Annotated in this window: 17 protein-coding genes; 11 read left to right on the top strand and 6 right to left on the bottom strand. The window is 67.6% G+C overall.

What is annotated here, in order from left to right; translation table 11 throughout:
• Window positions 1-142 precede the first annotated feature (142 nt).
• A complete protein-coding gene (locus AB5J62_RS38285; protein WP_370944924.1) occupies window positions 143-901 on the top strand; it encodes an NPP1 family protein in 759 nt (252 codons plus the stop codon).
• Window positions 902-923: 22 nt separating this feature from the next.
• On the opposite strand, the gene AB5J62_RS38280 is transcribed toward AB5J62_RS38285, so the two are convergent.
• The 3 genes from AB5J62_RS38280 to AB5J62_RS38270 all read right to left on the bottom strand — a co-directional run bounded on the left by AB5J62_RS38280 (window position 924) and on the right by AB5J62_RS38270 (window position 3,792).
• On the bottom strand, window positions 924-1,586 hold the full coding sequence (locus AB5J62_RS38280; protein WP_370944923.1) for a heme oxygenase (biliverdin-producing): 663 nt from the start codon (window positions 1,584-1,586) through the stop codon (window positions 924-926).
• 71 nt (window positions 1,587-1,657) lie between these two features.
• Window positions 1,658-2,260 (bottom strand): TetR/AcrR family transcriptional regulator, encoded by a 603-nt coding sequence (locus tag AB5J62_RS38275; protein ID WP_370944922.1) that lies wholly within the window; start codon window positions 2,258-2,260, stop codon window positions 1,658-1,660.
• 32 nt (window positions 2,261-2,292) lie between these two features.
• On the bottom strand, window positions 2,293-3,792 hold the full coding sequence (locus AB5J62_RS38270) for a glutamate-cysteine ligase family protein (protein ID WP_370944921.1): 1,500 nt from the start codon (window positions 3,790-3,792) through the stop codon (window positions 2,293-2,295).
• A 226-nt stretch (window positions 3,793-4,018) separates the two neighbouring features.
• On the opposite strand from AB5J62_RS38270, the gene AB5J62_RS38265 reads away from it, so the two are divergent.
• The 6 genes from AB5J62_RS38265 to AB5J62_RS38240 all read left to right on the top strand — a co-directional run bounded on the left by AB5J62_RS38265 (window position 4,019) and on the right by AB5J62_RS38240 (window position 8,757).
• Entirely contained in the window at window positions 4,019-4,852 is an 834-nt protein-coding gene (locus tag AB5J62_RS38265) for a TrmH family RNA methyltransferase (RefSeq protein WP_370950449.1), read from the top strand.
• Window positions 4,830-5,447 (top strand): DUF2537 domain-containing protein, encoded by a 618-nt coding sequence (locus tag AB5J62_RS38260; RefSeq protein ID WP_370944920.1) that lies wholly within the window; start codon window positions 4,830-4,832, stop codon window positions 5,445-5,447. Before AB5J62_RS38265 ends, AB5J62_RS38260 begins: the two co-directional genes overlap by 23 nt.
• Window positions 5,444-5,809, top strand: coding sequence for an MmcQ/YjbR family DNA-binding protein (locus AB5J62_RS38255; RefSeq protein ID WP_370944919.1), 366 nt, complete (start codon window positions 5,444-5,446; stop codon window positions 5,807-5,809). The genes AB5J62_RS38260 and AB5J62_RS38255 overlap by 4 nt, the downstream gene beginning before the upstream one ends.
• 67 nt (window positions 5,810-5,876) lie before the next feature.
• Window positions 5,877-6,476 (top strand): DUF6444 domain-containing protein, encoded by a 600-nt coding sequence (locus AB5J62_RS38250; protein ID WP_370944918.1) that lies wholly within the window; start codon window positions 5,877-5,879, stop codon window positions 6,474-6,476.
• Window positions 6,477-6,495: 19 nt separating this feature from the next.
• Entirely contained in the window at window positions 6,496-7,728 is a 1,233-nt protein-coding gene (locus tag AB5J62_RS38245; protein ID WP_370950159.1) for an IS256 family transposase, read from the top strand.
• Between the two features lie 45 nt (window positions 7,729-7,773).
• Complete coding sequence (locus AB5J62_RS38240; RefSeq protein ID WP_370944917.1) at window positions 7,774-8,757, top strand: IS66 family transposase; 984 nt, start codon at window positions 7,774-7,776, stop codon at window positions 8,755-8,757.
• A 677-nt stretch (window positions 8,758-9,434) separates the two neighbouring features.
• On the opposite strand, the gene sepH is transcribed toward AB5J62_RS38240, so the two are convergent.
• From sepH to AB5J62_RS38225, 3 genes are all read right to left on the bottom strand, one after another.
• Window positions 9,435-10,280, bottom strand: a complete 846-nt coding sequence (gene sepH, locus AB5J62_RS38235) for a septation protein SepH (protein ID WP_370944916.1) — start codon at window positions 10,278-10,280, stop codon at window positions 9,435-9,437.
• A 179-nt stretch (window positions 10,281-10,459) separates the two neighbouring features.
• Window positions 10,460-11,617 carry a sensor histidine kinase gene (locus AB5J62_RS38230; protein ID WP_370944915.1) on the bottom strand — a complete coding sequence of 386 codons (1,158 nt, stop codon included), beginning with the start codon at window positions 11,615-11,617 and terminating at the stop codon, window positions 10,460-10,462.
• Window positions 11,614-12,273, bottom strand: a complete 660-nt coding sequence (locus tag AB5J62_RS38225) for a response regulator transcription factor (RefSeq protein ID WP_370944914.1) — start codon at window positions 12,271-12,273, stop codon at window positions 11,614-11,616. The genes AB5J62_RS38230 and AB5J62_RS38225 overlap by 4 nt, the downstream gene beginning before the upstream one ends.
• A gap of 154 nt (window positions 12,274-12,427) precedes the next feature.
• Between AB5J62_RS38225 and AB5J62_RS38220 the strand changes: the two genes are divergently transcribed.
• From AB5J62_RS38220 to AB5J62_RS38205, 4 genes are read left to right on the top strand one after another with little or no spacing between them, the layout of a single operon-like run.
• Window positions 12,428-12,970, top strand: coding sequence for a hypothetical protein (locus AB5J62_RS38220; RefSeq protein ID WP_370944913.1), 543 nt, complete (start codon window positions 12,428-12,430; stop codon window positions 12,968-12,970).
• Window positions 12,967-14,061, top strand: coding sequence for a peptidoglycan-binding protein (locus AB5J62_RS38215; RefSeq protein ID WP_370944912.1), 1,095 nt, complete (start codon window positions 12,967-12,969; stop codon window positions 14,059-14,061). The genes AB5J62_RS38220 and AB5J62_RS38215 overlap by 4 nt, the downstream gene beginning before the upstream one ends.
• The gene (locus AB5J62_RS38210) at window positions 14,058-14,750 is read left to right on the top strand and encodes an ABC transporter ATP-binding protein (protein WP_370944911.1); all 693 of its coding nucleotides are present in this window, start codon (window positions 14,058-14,060) and stop codon (window positions 14,748-14,750) included. The genes AB5J62_RS38215 and AB5J62_RS38210 overlap by 4 nt, the downstream gene beginning before the upstream one ends.
• Window positions 14,747-15,955: an ABC transporter permease gene (locus tag AB5J62_RS38205; protein ID WP_370944910.1), complete on the top strand. Its 1,209-nt coding sequence runs from the start codon at window positions 14,747-14,749 to the stop codon at window positions 15,953-15,955. The genes AB5J62_RS38210 and AB5J62_RS38205 overlap by 4 nt, the downstream gene beginning before the upstream one ends.
• Window positions 15,956-16,034 lie beyond the last annotated feature (79 nt).

Here is a 16,034-nt window from a genome sequence, read left to right as displayed (position 1 = left end):
CTGGAGGTCAACGGGGTGTGACGGCTGTCGCTCCCCGTGTTCATCTGAAATTTATTCACGAAATAGCTGTGCTGTTCGCGTAGTCGACTGAATACTGGCCCTCGTTCCCAGTGCTGTCACACGCCCAGCGAGGAGAACCACCTTGATCCCCAGCCGTCAGCTGCTCACGGCGCTGGCGGGCGCTTTCGCGCTCGCCGTGTCGATACCCGCCGTCGCCAACGCCACCCCGCCCAGCGCGCTGCCGCAGAACGCGGACGGGCTGGAACAGACATTCTCGCCTGCCTATGACTACGACAAGGACGGTTGCTACGCCTCGCCCGCGATCGGCCGCGACGGCACGATCGCGCCCGGCCTCGGCATGGGCGGCGACGTCAACGGCCAGTGCCGTGATCAGTCCGACCTCGACAACGTCAACACCTACGCGCGCTACAAGTGCAACAACGGCTGGTGCGCCATCATGTACGGCTCGTACTTCGAGAAGGACCAGGTCTCGCTCGGCCCCGGCTCGGCGGGGCACCGGCACGACTGGGAGCACAACGTCGTCTGGGTGAAGGACAACGTGGCCCAGTACGTCTCGACGTCGCAGCACGGCAACTACGCGATCCACGCGCGCGACAGCATCCGCTGGGACGGCACGCATCCCAAGGTCGTCTACCACAAGGACGGCATCAGCACGCACTGCTTCCGCGCCGCGAACGGCAACGACGAGCCGCCGGAGAACCACTACCACAACTGGCGGTATCCGGCGCTCGTCGGCTGGAACGGCTATCCGAGCGGGCTGCGCGACAAGCTGGTCAACGCCGACTTCGGCAGCGCCAGCTTCGCCTTGAAGGACGGCAACTTCAACGGCCAGCTGGCCAAGGCGAAGCCGGCGGGCATCCCGTTCGACCCGAACGCGTAGCGGCGGCCGGGCGGCCTGGAGATCAGGCCGCCCGGTACTGGTCCATGTCCGCGGCGAGCTCCGCGAAGACGGCGATGTTGCACTCGAACGCCACCAGCGTCTCGTCGATGACCCGTGCGCGCTCGTTCTCCGACCACGGCGCCTCGTCGAGCTGGGTGCGGTAGCGGTCGCGGAACGCGGGCGCGCTGCCGATCTCGTCGAACTGGTAGAACAGCGAACCGTCCTCGGTGACCTCGTACTTCTTCGCGATGAGCCGCCGGATCACCTGGCCGCCCGCGATGTCGCCGAGATAGCGCGTGTAGTGGTGCGCGACGTAGCCGCCGGCCCACGACGACGCCTCACGCACGCGCTCCGCGTACGCCAGCGTCGCGGGCAGCGGAGTGACCTCTTTCGGCCAGTCCCGGCCGATGAGGTGGTTCAGGTCGCGGTCGAGCTTCGGCAGCCTGCGCAGCTCGTCGAAGACGAACTTGGAGCCGACCGGGTCGATCCGCATCCGGTCGCTGGCCTGCTCGATCGCCTGGTAGATGAAGTAGTACTGGACGGCCAGCTGCGTGTAGCCCGCCAGCGTGAGCTCGCCGCCGAGCAGCGCGTTCATGTAGCCGGAGTGGTTGGCCTTGTCGTGCACGCCCAGTGTGGAGCTGCGGAGCGTCTTCGAGAACGGGATCTGCTCGAGGTCCGTGGTCATCCGTCGACTCCTCTTTCTGACAAGCTGTCAGAAAGAGCTTAGGTGACGAACACGGGTTAGGCTACCCTAAATTATCGGGATTCACTCGAACCGACCGCGCGCAGGACGAACCGGACAGCCGCGTCGATGGCGGATTCGACCTGCTCAGGCGGCACATCGATGATCGAACGCGTGGACAGCGCCGAGGTGATCATCGGAATCAGGATGTCCGGGTCTTCTTCGGGAAGCTGCCCGGTGCGCATGCCCGCGGCGAGGATCTCGCGGAGCTGCTCGGTGATCGGGTCGGCGTGCGCGCTGATCCGCCGGTACGCGGCCGGCGCCAGCGCCGACGCGAGCGCCGTTCCCGGCGGCAGGTGGTACTCGGCGAGCACGCGCAGCTGAAGCCTTACGAAAGTGGCCAGCTTGGCTACCGGATCTTCGACAGCGCCTACGGCTTCGTTAAGGCGCTCGACGTACTGGGTTGCCTCGTCCTCGACGAAGGCGACTAGCAGCGCTTCCTTGTCGGGGAAGTGGTTGTACATCGCGGTGCGGCCGAGACCGGCCTCGGCGGCGACGCCGGCGAGCGTGACGGCGTCGAAACCGCGTTCGTAGAGCTGGGTGCGCAAGACGTCGAAGACCTTGGCGCGCACCTGCCGCCGATGCGCTTCGATCGACCCGCCGATGATCTTCGGCATCCCACCTCCCCGGATCCGTCGATCGTAGAAGGTCAGTCTTCGACGGACCAGGTGTGGACCGGGGTCTCGGATTCGGACAGCTCGAGGTAGCGGCCGAGCATGCGGGCGAGCGCCGCGTCGCGCTCCAGGCCGCGTTCCTGCGCCCGCAGCACGTAGTCGCGTTGCCACGACGAACCGGTGCGCCTGGCGAGGCAGCGCTGCTCGATGATGCCGAGGTAGCGCTCGCGGGCTTCGTCGGAGACGTCCGAGCGGCGCAGGCCTTCGTGGGCCATGGGCAGCAGGACGCGCAGGACGAGCTCGTCCGGCGGGATCCAGCCGATGCCCGGCCAGTAGAGCTGGGCGTCGAAACCCTGTCGTGCGCCCGCGTAAAGGTTTTCTTCGGCCGCCTGGAAGGACATCTGGGACCAGACCGGCCGCTCGGACTCGGCGAGCGCGCGTTGCGCGCCATAGAAGAACGCCGCGTTGGCGACGATGTCCAGCACGGTCGGTCCCGCCGCCAGCACCCGGTTCTCCACCCGCAGATGGGGAAGGCCGTCCACCACGTCGTACACCGGCCGGTTCCATCTCCACACGGTCCCGTTGTGCATCCGCAGCTCGGTGAGCTTGGGCGCGTTGCCCGATTCGAGCGCCTCGATCGGGTCCTCGGCGTCGGTTTCCGGGAGCAGGCCAGGGAAATAGCGGACGTTCTCCTCGAACAGGTCGAAGATCGAGGTGATCCAGCGCTCGCCGAACCACACACGCGGCCGCACGCCCTGGTTCTTGAGCTCCTCCGGTCTGGTGTCGGTCGCCTGGAGGAAGAGCGGGATCCGGGTCTCGTGCCAGAGCGCTCTGCCCAGCAGGAACGGCGAGTTCGCGCCGAGCGCGACCTGCACGCCGGCCAGGCACTGCGCGGCGTTCCAGTGCGCGGCGAACTCTTCCGGCGCCACCTGCAGGTGCAGCTGCACGGAAGTGCAGGCGGCCTCGGGCAGGATCGACTCGGCGTAGCTGCGCAGCCGCTCGGGTTTGTGGCCTTCGAGCGCGGCACCTTCCATGGCCAGCACGGTGTGCTCGCCGCGGGCGGCGAAGATTTCGTCGTTCAGCAACGAGTATCGCGCGTTGTTGGTCAGCCACTTCTGGTCGAAGTGCTCATGCCGCAACGTGGGCAGTATCCCGATCAGCGCGAGCTGCGAGCCGGCGCCGATGGCTTTCGAGCGCGCGGCCGCAAGGTACGCGTGGAGGTCTTCTTCCAGTGTCAGCGCGGAATCCCCGGCCAGCGGGCGGGGCGGCACGTTGAGCTCCAGGTTGTGCTGGCCCAGTTCGGTGGTGAACGACGGGTCGTTCAGCGCGTCCAGCACGGTGGTGTTCGTCATCGACGGCCGCATCTCGCTGTCGACCAGGTTCAGCTCGACCTCGAGCCCGATGTTCTTGCGGGGAAAGGAAAAACTGCCGTCCGAGAGCATGCGGGCGAGCGTGTCGAGACAGCGCTGGACCTTACGGCGGTATCGTCCTCGATCACGCGAGGTGAAGGTGTCCGCCGACAGGTCCTGGCCCATGGTGGTCCTTTGCGCTCGTCGTACATGTGGTGCCGCTCGGGCGTCGTTACTACCCGGTTGACCACCGTTTCACGCACGACGGAATCGGTATAGCGCCAATCTGGTGCTGTCTGTCACCGGTGGTTAACAGCGAGCCAAAACTGCGCCGTTCGTCGCAGGAGACCCCATGGCGTTCGGACCAGTGCGGCTCCTTCCGCGCGGATGAAACACTCATCTGGTGGTACAGATGATCTCCGTCGACGACGTGACCGATTCGAGACTTGACGATTTCCGCGATCTCGCGACGGCCGACCGCCGCCCTGACCGCCCCGGCGGCCGTGGCCTGGTGATCGCCGAGGGGACCGTGGTCGTCGGGCGGCTGCTGGAGTCCCGTTATCCGGTACGCGCGCTGCTCGGTGTCGAGCGCCGGATCGGCGAACTCGATCTTTCCGGCGTCGACGCGCCCGCCTACGTCGCGTCGGCCGACACGATGGCGCGGGTCGTCGGGTTCCACCTCAACCGCGGCGTGCTCGCGGTGGCCGACCGGCCGGTGCAGCCGACGGCCGAGGAGATCATCGGCGGCGCGCGCGTGGTCGCCGTGCTGGAAGGCGTGCAGGACCACGAGAACCTGGGTTCGATCTTCCGCAACGCCGCCGCGCTCGGCATCGACGGCGTGCTGCTCGGCGCCGGCTGTTCCGACCCGCTGTACCGGCGCAGTGTGCGCGTTTCGATGGGACACGTGCTGCGCGTCCCGTTCGCCACCTTCGACGAGTGGCCGAATGGACTGGACCAATTGCGGGAACGCGGGTTCACCATCGCGGCGCTGACCCCGCGCGCCGACGCGGTTTCCTTGCGTTCCTTGGGTGATTTCGAGCGAGTCGCCGTCTTGCTGGGCTCCGAAGGGCCAGGATTGACCCCGGTCGCGCTGGCCGCGTCCGACATCGCCGTGCGCATCCCGATGGCCGGTGGCGTCGACTCGCTCAACGTGGCCACCGCCGCGGCCGTGGCGTTTTACGAACTGGCCGGTAAATTGAGCTCGGCTGACGGGAGGTACCTGGGTGGAGCTGCGGATCCGCGGTGATCGTGCGGTGCTGGCCGGGCCAGGCGGGCCCGCCGCGCGCGAGATCGACCCGCGTTCGCTGGCGATCGGCGCCGACCTGGCCGAGGCACTGCACGAGTGGGCGCGCGTCGCGTCCGCCGTCCAGCGCGAGAACGGCGAGTCCGAGGCCGCCACGGTGATCTCCCAGCGCGGCAGGCAACTGGCCGCGCGCGTCGCGGCCGTGATGAACACCCAGGTCCGCTACCTCGACCCGGTCACCGAGGTCGAGACGGTCGTCGACCCGCACCCGCCGGACGTGACCGAACCCGCCGTCTCGGTGACCGAACGCCTGCTCGGCGAGCGCGCTTCGGCGGACGAGCCGACCCCGTGGCTGACCGGTCTCACGATCGCGGTCTTCATCGGCGCGGTGATCGTCGTGGCCATGCTCGCGCTCGCGACCACACTGGCCAAGGAGACGACCGGCTTCCTCGCGATCGCCGCCTCGGTGGTCGTGACCGCCGGGCTGACCCCGTCGCTGTGGCTCGCCCGCAAGCTCCCGATCGTGCGCTGGGTGGCGCTCGGCGCGGGCGCCGGAGTGGCGATCGCCTGGATCGGCGTGCTGGTAGTGGCACTGTGACGCCACTCGAGTCGCTGCGCCGCATCTGCCTGGCCCTGCCGGAGGCGACGGAACGGCTCAGCCACAACGAGCCCACCTGGTTCGTGCGCGGCAAGAAAAGCTTCGCGATGTTCGCTGACCGGCACCACGACGACCGCGTCGGCTTCTGGTGCCCGGCCCCGCCGGGCGTGCAGGAGGAACTGGTCGGGGACGAGCCGGAGCGGTTCTACCGGCCGCCGTACGTGGGCGTGCACGGCTGGCTGGGCGTGCGCCTGGACGTCGACATCGACTGGGACGAGATCGCCGCCATCGTGCTCGACGCCTACCGCCTGGTCGCGCCCAAGAAACTCCTGGCCCAGCTGGACGCACCCAAGGGGTCGTGAGTGTTCCGGCCGGGTAACTAGTCAGGTCTCTGTCACGTGGTGATCGTCGTTCTGCGATGATCACCACGTGGCCGGGAGTGAGCGTCCGTCGTATGACGAACTTGCTGCCTTGGTGGTGGCTCAGGCCGCGGTGATCGCGACGATTGAGCCGTTGCGGGCTGAGCTGGCCCGGATGACCGAGCGGGTCGCGGAGCTGGAACGGCAGCTGGGGACGAACTCGCGTAACTCGTCGAAACCTCCGTCGCAGGACGTGTATGTCAAGCCGGCACCGAAGTCGTTGCGCGGAAAAACCGGTCGTGGCAAGGGAAAACAACCCGGTGCGGCGGGCGCGAACCTGAAGCTGGTCGATAATCCCGACAGGGTTGTCGAGCATGTGCCGTCGGCGTGCTCGGGCTGCGGGACCGGGTTGCGGAACCGGCCCAGTGTCGATGTGGTGCGCCGTCAGGTGCACGACCTGCCCGAGATCACGCCCGTGGTGACCGAGCATCGGCTGCATCAGCGGCGTTGCCGGTGCGGGGTGCTGACCACCGCGGCCGCGCCGGCCGAGGCGAGTGCCCGGGCGTGTCACGCCAACTGTGTAGGTCGGGGGTGTACCAAGATCGACCGGCCTGGTGGGCGGTCGGAAGGGACACCGAGTGACGCAGAACACATCGCCTCGTCGCAGTGACGAGGCGGCGGCGCGGCAGCTGGCGGAGACGTTCTCGCCGGAGACGATCGACGCGCTGCTGAAGGACGCCAAAGCGGCCGGAACGCCGATCGACGGCGTCAACGGCTTGCTGAATCAAATGACCAAAGCGGTCCTCGAGCGGGCGCTGCAGGCCGAGATGACCGACCATTTAGGCTATGACGCCGGCGACCCCTCCGGTCGCGGTTCCGGCAATTCCCGAAATGGGAAGTCGACCAAGACGGTGTCGACGATGAACGGTCCGGTCGATATCGAGGTTCCGCGTGACCGGAACGGGTCTTTTGAACCCGCGATCGTGCCGAAGCGATCTCGTCGGATCGGCAACATCGACGACATGATCCTGTCACTGTACTCCCGGGGCATGACCACCCGCGACATCGAAGCTCATTTGCTGGAAGTTTATGGCGTGAATGCCTCCCGGGAATTGATATCTAACGTGACCGATGTCGTGGTCGACGAGATCAAAGCGTGGCAATCACGTCCGCTCGACGAGGTGTATCCGATCCTGTATGTGGATGGAATCCGGATCCGCGTCAAAGACAACGGCGTGGTGACCACCAAAGTCGCCTACCTGGCCATCGGTGTCGACGTGGACGGCCGCAAGCACGCTCTCGGCTGCTGGATCCAGGACACCGAGGCCGCGAAGTTCTGGCAGAAGGTCGTCACCGACCTGCGCAACCGTGGCGTCAAAGACATCCTCATCGCCTGCTGCGACGGCCTGACCGGTCTTCCCGACGCGATCAAAGTGATCTTTCCTGACACGGTCGTGCAGACCTGCGTGGTCCACGTCATCCGCAACGCCTCGAAATTCGTGTCCTACAACGACCGCAAAAAGATCGCCACATCGATGCGCGAGATCTACTGCGCCCCCACCGTCGAAGGCGCCGAACTCGCCCTGGCCGAATTCGACAAGAAATGGGGGCAACAATACCCAGGCGCCATCGACGTGTGGCATAACGCCTGGAATGACCTCATCCCGTTCCTTGACTACCCGCCGGAACTCCGCAAAATCGTCTACACCACCAATGCTATCGAATCCATCAACTTCCAACTCCGCAAAATCACCAAGAACCGCGGACACTTCCCCGACAAAGACGCAGCCATGAAACTTCTCTACCTCGGACTCCGCAACATCTCCAGTCAACGCGGCGGAACATCCGGAACGGGAACACACGGCTGGAAAGTCGCACTCAACACCCTAGCCCGCCTCTTCCCAGGAAGGCTCCCTTTCTGATAACCTGAAAAACGTAAGTAATCACCTCTGACTTACACAGAAATCGTGACAGGCTCGAGTGCCCCGGCGTGTTACGGGCCGAACGTGACCGCGTTGGCGGCGTATCTGCTGACCTATCAGCACATCCCGATCGCCCGCGCCGCGCAACTGCTGGCCGACGTGCTGGGCATGAACGTGTCCACCGGCTGGGTCTCCTCCGTGCTGCGGCAGGTCGCACCAGCCTTGCAACCGTTCACCGACGCCGTCCACGACGCGGTGCGCCGGGCGCCGGTGGCGCATTTCGACGAGACCGCGCTGCGCGCGGCCGGTGTCCGATGGTGGCTGCACTCGGCCTCCACCGAGAAACTCACGACCTATCTGCTGCACCCCCAACGCGGCCGCGACGCGATCGACGCGTTCGGTGTCCTGCCCGGCTTCGCCGGCATCGCGGTGCACGACGGCTGGCACCCCTACCGCACCTACACCGAGGTCGTCCACGCGCTCTGCAACGCCCACCACCAGCGCGAACTCATCGCCGCCACCGAAACCCACCCCGATCAGGACTGGCCCGGCCTGCTGATCGGCGTGCTCGACGAACTCAACGTCGCCGCCCACACCGCCCGCGACCTCGACCTACCCGAACTACCCGCCGAAGTCCTGCACCCGATGATCACCCGCTTCGACAAACACCTCGCCGACGGGCTGAACCTGCATCCCCGCAACCACATCGGACACCCGCAAGGCGGCCGGCCCCGCCAAAGCACAACCCGGGCCCTGCTCGAACGACTACACCGCCACCGCGACGACGTCCTGCGGTTCGCGTTCGACCTGACAGTGCCTTTCACCAACAACCAGGCCGAACGCGACATCCGCATGACCAAAACCCAACTCAAACTCGCCGGCTGGCGCACCACCACCGGAGCCACCACCTGGCTCACAGTGCGGTCCTACATCTCCACCACCCGCAAAAACGGCGTCCACACCCTCACCGCACTCCACAACGCCATCACCGGCAACCCCTGGCTACCAACCAACCCAGCAACCACCTGACTAGTTACACGGCCGGTTCTAACCGGCCTAAACACTCACGACCCTGGTGCCTCGTCCGCGTCGGCGTGGGCGCGGCTGAACCACACAAAGGCCACCCTTGTAACGCTGAGCGTGACATGGGCCCCCTTCGTCACGTCCGAGAGCGTGATTCACCAGCGAGACGATGTGAACGCCCCGTTCACAACTTTGAACGTTGTGAACGGGGCGTTCACGTCGTCCCACCTGGCCCAGCTGGACGCACCTGGTGCGCCGCCCCGCGTCGGCGTGGGTGAGGGCCTACTTGGCTCGGATCCGTGGGGTGAGGGCCTGGATGGTCCGCATATGCGGGTGAGGGAGGCCCTGACCCGCTCGGTTCGGGTGAGGGAGGCCCTCACTCGCGCCGAGCTTGTATGAAGGCTCCCCTCATACAGGTTCGACCGTATGAAGGGAGCTTTCATACAGCTATGCGGGATGAGGGGAGCCTTCATACAGCTATCCGCGATGAGGGGAGCCTTCATACACGCTCGGCTGTATGAGGGGAGCCTTCATACAAAGCCGCCGCAGCGAGGGCCTCCCTCACCCAACCGCCTGGCCAGGAGTCCCGAGTCAAGCCGGGGCTGAAGGACGGCCCCGCAGCGCCCGGGGGTCGTGAGTGATCCGGCCGGTTCTAACCGGCGAAAACACTCACGAGCCAGGGGTTAGCCGCGCTGGGAGCGGACGCCGAGCAGGACGTCTTCCCAGGACGGGATCGTCGGGTGGCTGCGCTTCGACTTCGGGCGCGGCGCGGGTTCGGGCTTGGCCGGGGGTGCGGGCTCCTCGGCGGGGACGCGCGGGATCTCGCGGGTCTCCTCCTCGGGCTCGACCTCGATGACGTCGGCGAGCGGCTCGACCGAGTCGAGCGTCGGCTGCTCGACCTCCTCGACCGGGTCGGGCTCGACCGCGCGCAGCTGGCGGGGCGCGCGGTACGAATTGGGGTCGAGCAGGTCGTCGGCGTGCTCGTCGAGCGCGTGGACGGTGCCGCCGTGCGCTCCCGGCGAGAACGACCAGTGCGCGCGGTTGTCCGACCGGCCCGCCTTCCAGCGGAGCACGACGACCCACTTGCCGTCGTCGCCCTTCCAGGAGTCCCACTGGGCCTGGGAGTAGTCGTGACCGCGCACGCCGAACGAGTAGGCGACGACCTCGCCGAGCGTCTGCACGTCGGGGCCGTCTTCTCTGATCGGGTGGGCGTGCTGGGCGAGTTCGGCGGTGCGTGAGCGCTCCAGCAGCACCGGGTACGCGTACCGCTCGATGCGCTGCTCCGGCACCCCCGCCGTGGCCGCGACCTGGGCGACGGACTCGCCTGCCCGGATCCGGGTCTGGATCTCGCGTGGCCGCATCTGACTCTCCATCTCGATTTCGATCTGGCCGAGCCGGGTGATGTCTCCCCTCGCCGCCGCCCGCAGTCTCTCATCGGCGGGCAGCAGGAAACGCGTGCGGCTCGCCGGGTCTTCGCACACGATGGACTTGCCGTCCTCGTGCAACCCGACTACCCGTAGCGCGCGCATCTCCGCCTCCCCGGATTCTTCACCGTTGTGGGTGTCTACGGTAGAACGGCGCGTCGACTTGACGGGCTAGGCGCGCCGAGTATTCACTCTTCTGTTTTCTCGTTGATCATGAGTGTCACCCAGTGGGACTGGGAACTTTGCGTGACACGCCGGGCACGCTAGGCCACGAAGGTGTGTCATCAGCGAGCGAGCCGGACGGTGACGATCAGCCCGCCCCTGCGGCCCGGTTCGGCCATCGCCGTCCCGCCGTGCGCCTGCGCGACCGAGCGCACGATCGACAGCCCGAGCCCGGCGTTGCGCGAGTCCGTCCGCTCGCCCGACAAGCGCCTGAACGGCTCGAACAGGCCCGGCACCGCTTCGAGCGGCACCACGGGGCCGGAGTTGCGGACCACCAGCGCCGGGTCGTTCCCGACGTCGACGTGCACCCAGCCGCCGCGCTGGTTGTACGTGATCGCGTTGTGCACGAGGTTCGTCACGAGCCGCTCCAGCAGCACCGGGTCACCCGAAACCATCCGCGGCCGCACGCGCGACTCGATCGTCACGCCCGCCTCCTCCGCCATCGTCGCGGACGAGCGGATCACCGCGTCGGCGATCTCGTCGAGCCGGACCGGCGAGCGGGACACCAGGCCGCGGTCACTCCGAGCGAGCACCAGCAGGCCCTCGATCATCCTTTCGCTTCGCTCGTTCGTGTACAGCAGCTGCTCGCCGAGCTTGCGCACCTCCGGCTTGACGTCCGGATCGGCCATGGCCACTTCGACCAGCGTGCGCTGCACCGCCAGTGGCGTCCGCAGCTCGTGTGAGGCGTTCGCGACGAACCGCTTCTGGCTGTCGAAGGAGACCGCGAGCCGGTCGAGCATCCCGTCGAACGTGTCGGCCAGCTCCTTGAGCTCGTCGTCGGGGCCTTCGTGGTTGATCCGGCGTTCCATGTTCTCGGCGCCGAGCTTGCGCGCGGTCGCGGTGATCGAGTGCAGCGGCCGCAGCACCCGGCTCGCCACCACCCAGCCGAGCAGCACCGCCAGCACGGCCGTGATCACCAGCGCGAGAATCGACTGACCGAGCAAAGTGGACAGTGTGGCCGACCGGTAGTCCTCCAGCGAGTCGACGGCGAACACGGCGGCCTGGGCGGGGGTACCCGTCCCACTGATCGGCTGCATCGGGACGGCGGGGGTCAAAGTCCCGTCCAGCTGCTGCTGCGTCTTCGCCGCGACGAAGGTGGTCGCCTGCGGCAGTTTGTCGTTCACCAGCAGGTAGTTGATGAACATCAGGGCGATGCCGACCAGCAGGAACAGCGCGCCGTACAACGCGGTCAGCTTCGCGCGCACCGAGATGCCGTTCATGAGCCGAACCGGTAACCCGCGCCGGGCACGGTCTCGATCAGCTGCGGCTGCCCGAGCTTGCGCCGCAGGGTCATGACCGCGACGCGGACCGCGTTGGTGAACGGGTCCGCGTGCTCGTCCCACGCCTTCTCGAGCAGGTCCTCGGCACTGACCACCGTGCCTTCCGCACGCATGAGCACCTCGAGCACGGCGAACTCCTTCGGCGAGAGCGGCAGGAACCGGCCGTCGCGCGCGGCCTGGTGGCGTGGCAGGTCGAGCACGACGCCGGCGCGTTCGAGCACCGGCGGCAGCGCGGGCCTGGCGCGGCGCGCGAGCGCCTGGACCCTGGCCACGAGTTCGGCGAACGCGAACGGCTTGGTCAGGTAGTCGTCGGCGCCGAGCCCGAGACCATTCACCCGATCGGTGACATCCGCGGCGGCGGTCAGCATCAGCACCCTGGCCTCCCCGCCCGCGGAAAGCACCGCGCGGCACACGTCGTCACCGTGCACCTTGGGCAGATCGCGGTCGAGCACGACCACGTCGTAGTCGTGCACGCCGATGCGCAACAACGCCTCCGCGCCGTCGTAAACGACGTCGACGGCCATCGAAAGCCGCCGCAAACCCTCGGCGATCGTGTCCGCCATCAACCGTTCGTCTTCCACTACCAGCACGCGCACCGGATCAGTGTCCGGCATCGGGGCATAAGCGCGAGATAAACAACTTCGCTTAACGCGCCGAAATCACCCGATCCGTAGACCTATGGCCGTGGCGGACCGGTTTTGCCGGGGGCCGGTCCGCCACTCAGGGATCTCACAGGAAAGGGAATGGCTGATGAAACTTCGATTCGCGTTCGTACTCGCCGGAGCGCTGGCACTGTCCGCGTGCGGCGGTGGCGACGACGGCGGAAACAAGGTCGCCTCGATCAACGGGCCGAAGTCGAGCGAATCCGCTCCGCCCGGCGCCACCAACGCGGGCAGCGACGAGGAAAAGCAGCGTGCGTTCGCGAAATGCATGCGCGAGCACGGCATCCAGATGGAGGACCCGAAGCCGGTGGGTGACGGAGGTGCCATGTCGAATGCCATCCCGTACACCCCTGGCGAGGAAGACAAGATGAACGCCGCGGACGCGGCCTGCAAGAAGTTCCTGCCGAACGGCGGCGAGATGAAGCCGCCGAGCCCCGAGCAGATGGACCAGATGCGCAAGCAGGCCAAGTGCATGCGCGAGCACGGCATCGACTGGCCGGACCCCGACGCCGAAAACGGCAAGCGCGGTATCACGCTCGGCGGCCCCGACGGTGACATGGGGAAGATGGACGAGGCGATGAAGGCCTGTGGCATGGGCATCGCCAAGGCCCCGTCGGAGCCGGGCAAATGAGCGAGCACGAAGGACCGCAAGCGGTCCGCAAAGGACGCCGCGCACGCTGGCTGGTCGCCGCGGCGGTCGCGGTCGTACTGCTGGGCACCGGCTCGGTGGTGGTGCTGACCAGGGTGTCCGCCGGAGCGTCCACAGGGGACCAGACACCGGTGCCCGGCGCGTCCACCACGGACATCGTGAAGACCACGCTGACCGAGGAGGAGACCGCCGACGCGACGCTCGGTTACGGCTCGGAGACCGCGGTTTCGGGGCGCAAGGAAGGCACGATCACCTCGTTGCCGCAGGTCGGTGCGAAAATCGACCGGGGTAAAAAGGTTTACGATGTCAACGCCAAGCCGGTGCCGCTGTTCTACGGCACCTTGCCGTTCTACCGCGACCTTTCCGACGGTGTCGATAAGGGACCTGACGTCAAGCAGCTCGAAGAGAACCTGAAGGCACTGGGCTTCGGCGGTTTCGGCGCGCCGGACGAGAAATTCACCGCGGCCACCGCCGCCGCGCTCAAGAAGTGGCAGAAGTCGCTGGGGCTGGAGCAGACCGGCACGTTCGGCCAGGGCGACGTCGTGCTCGCGCCGGGCCCGATCCGCGTCTCGGCCGTCTCGGCGCAGCCGGGTTCGCCCGCGGGGTCGGAAATCCTGAAGTACACCGGGACGGACCGGGTCGTCACCGCCAAGCTCGACGCGAAGAAGCAGTCACTCGCCCAGATCGGCGGGAAGGTCGGCCTCGACATCAGCGGCGGCAAGTCGACGACGGGGACGGTCGACAAGATCGGCACCAGCGTCGACAAGGACCAGAACGACCCGAACGCGAAGCCGAAGATCGAGGTGTCGATCAAGCTCGACGACCAGGCGGCGGCCGGGTCACTCGACTCCGCGCCGGTCACCGTCCACTTCACCAGGGGCAAGCGGGAGAACGTGCTCGCGGTGCCGGTCGGCGCGCTGCTCGCGCTGGCCGAGGGCGGCTTCGCCGTCGAGGTCGACGAGGGCGGCAAGCGTCGGCTGGTGGCCGTCCAGACCGGGCTGTACAGCGGCGGCAAGGTCGAGATCAGCGGTGACGGGCTGAAGGCGGGCATGAAGGTGGTGACCACCTCGTGATCCCGGTGCTGGCCGTGCACGAGGCCACCAGGACCTACCCCGGCGGGGTCGCGGCGCTGCAGGCGGTCTCACTGTCCATCATGGACGGTGAGATGGTCGCCATCGTCGGGCCGTCCGGCTCCGGCAAGTCCACCCTGCTCCAGCTGATGGGCACCTTGGACAAGCCGTCGTCCGGCCGGGTCGAGCTGCGTGGCAACGACGTCGCGACGCTGTCCGACCGCAGCATCTCGGCGCTGCGCTCACGCTGGATCGGGTTCGTGTTCCAGCAGTTCTTCCTCAGCGACGGGGTGAGCGCGGTCGACAACGTCGCGCAGGGACTGCTGTACGCCGGTGTGCCGAAACGGAAACGGCGGCCGCTCGCGCTGGCCGCGCTCGACCGGGTGGGGCTCGGCCACCGCGCCGGGCACTTCCCGGGTGAGCTGTCCGGCGGTGAACGCCAGCGCGTCGCGATCGCCCGCGCGGTGGTTAACGAGCCCGCGATCCTGCTGGCCGACGAGCCGACCGGGAACCTGGACACCCGCAACGGCGAGGCGATACTCGGGCTGCTGGCCGACCTCAGCGCGGACGGCACCACGATCGTGCTCATCACGCACGACCGCGAGATCGCGGCGGGCACACCGAGGCGGATCGAGCTGCTCGACGGCACGCTCCGGCTCGACACCGGATCACCGATGGGGGTGGCGGTATGACGACGGCGATCGCGCCGCCCGAGCCGGCCAGGCTCGGTCCCGGTGACGTGGTTTCCCTTGGCGCGCACGGAATGCGGACCCGGCCGATGCGCGCGGTGCTGTCCGCGCTCGGCATCGGGATCGGGGTCGCCGCGATGGTCGCGGTGCTGGCCATCCCGGCGTCCGGCGCGCAGGCGCTGCACGACAAGCTCGCCGCGCTCGGTACCAACCTGCTCGTCGCGGGGCCGGGCAAGACCATGTTCGACAAGGAGGCCAAGCTGCCCGACACCGCGGTGCCGATGGCCAAGCGGATCGCGCCGGTCACCGCGGCGTCGGCCCTCGGCAAGACCGGGAAAACGGTGCGCCGCAACGACAAGATCGACGCGGGCGAGACATCGGGGCTCGCCGTCAACGCGGCTCGGCCCGACCTGCTCGACGTGCTCGGAGGCAAGGTCCGCGAGGGCACGTTCCTGACCCAGGCCAACGCGAAGTTCCCGGCGACCGTGCTGGGCTCCATCGCGGCCCAGCGCCTCGGCATCGACCACATCGACCCGAAGCACCCGCCGCAGGTGTGGATCGGCGACCAGTGGTTCACCGTGGTCGGCATCCTCTCGCCGATGCCGCTCGCGCCGGAGGTCGAACGCTCGGTGCTGGTCGGCTGGGACGCCGCGATCAGCAACCTGGGCTTCGACGGTCATCCCAGCGCGGTGTACCTGCGCGCCGATGAGTCCGATGTGGACAGTGTGCGCAGCGTGCTCGGCCAGACGCTGAACCCCCAGGCGCCCAACGAGGTCGAGGTTCGCCGCCCGTCCGAGGCGCTGGCCGCGCAGAAGATCACGGACAACACCTACAGCGCGCTGTTCCTCGGGCTCGGCGCGGTCGCGCTGCTCGTCGGCGGCGTCGGCGTCGCGAACACGATGGTGATCTCGGTGCTCGAGAGACGCCGCGAGATCGGGCTGCGGCGAGCGCTCGGTGCCACGAAACGGCAGATTCGCGGGCAGTTCCTCACCGAGTCGGTGCTGCTGTCCGGACTCGGTGGCCTATGTGGAGTGATCGTCGGGATCGTGGTCACCGCGAGTTACGCGCTCAGCCAAGGCTGGCCGGCGGTGCTCCCGTTCGGAGCATTGGCCGGTGGCGTCGGTGTCGCGGCGCTCGTCGGCGCGATCGCCGGTGCGTATCCGGCGATGCGGGCGGCGAAGCTGCCGCCCACCCAGGCACTCGCTTGAGCATTTTTTGGCAGTCACCTTGGGGGAGATTTCCCCTAAGGTGACTCTCAGGCGTATGGCTGGGTTTCTGTGGAGGGCC

The sequence above is a fragment of the Amycolatopsis sp. cg5 genome, from assembly GCF_041346955.1.
Classification (GTDB): domain Bacteria; phylum Actinomycetota; class Actinomycetes; order Mycobacteriales; family Pseudonocardiaceae; genus Amycolatopsis.
Note: the sequence above shows the minus strand (reverse complement) of the source record. Positions and strands in the feature narration are given on the sequence as shown.

Excerpts from the sequence above, each read along its gene's own strand:
- AB5J62_RS38215 (WP_370944912.1), top strand. The coding sequence starts at position 12,967 with ATGAGCGAGCACGAAGGACCGCAAGCGGTCCGCAAAGGACGCCGCGCA.
- sepH (WP_370944916.1), bottom strand. The coding sequence starts at position 10,280 with ATGCGCGCGCTACGGGTAGTCGGGTTGCACGAGGACGGCAAGTCCATC.
- AB5J62_RS38230 (WP_370944915.1), bottom strand. The coding sequence starts at position 11,617 with ATGAACGGCATCTCGGTGCGCGCGAAGCTGACCGCGTTGTACGGCGCG.
- AB5J62_RS38275 (WP_370944922.1), bottom strand. The coding sequence starts at position 2,260 with ATGCCGAAGATCATCGGCGGGTCGATCGAAGCGCATCGGCGGCAGGTG.
- AB5J62_RS38270 (WP_370944921.1), bottom strand. The coding sequence starts at position 3,792 with ATGGGCCAGGACCTGTCGGCGGACACCTTCACCTCGCGTGATCGAGGA.
- AB5J62_RS38220 (WP_370944913.1), top strand. The coding sequence starts at position 12,428 with ATGAAACTTCGATTCGCGTTCGTACTCGCCGGAGCGCTGGCACTGTCC.
- AB5J62_RS38205 (WP_370944910.1), top strand. The coding sequence starts at position 14,747 with ATGACGACGGCGATCGCGCCGCCCGAGCCGGCCAGGCTCGGTCCCGGT.
- AB5J62_RS38280 (WP_370944923.1), bottom strand. The coding sequence starts at position 1,586 with ATGACCACGGACCTCGAGCAGATCCCGTTCTCGAAGACGCTCCGCAGC.
- AB5J62_RS38265 (WP_370950449.1), top strand. The coding sequence starts at position 4,019 with ATGATCTCCGTCGACGACGTGACCGATTCGAGACTTGACGATTTCCGC.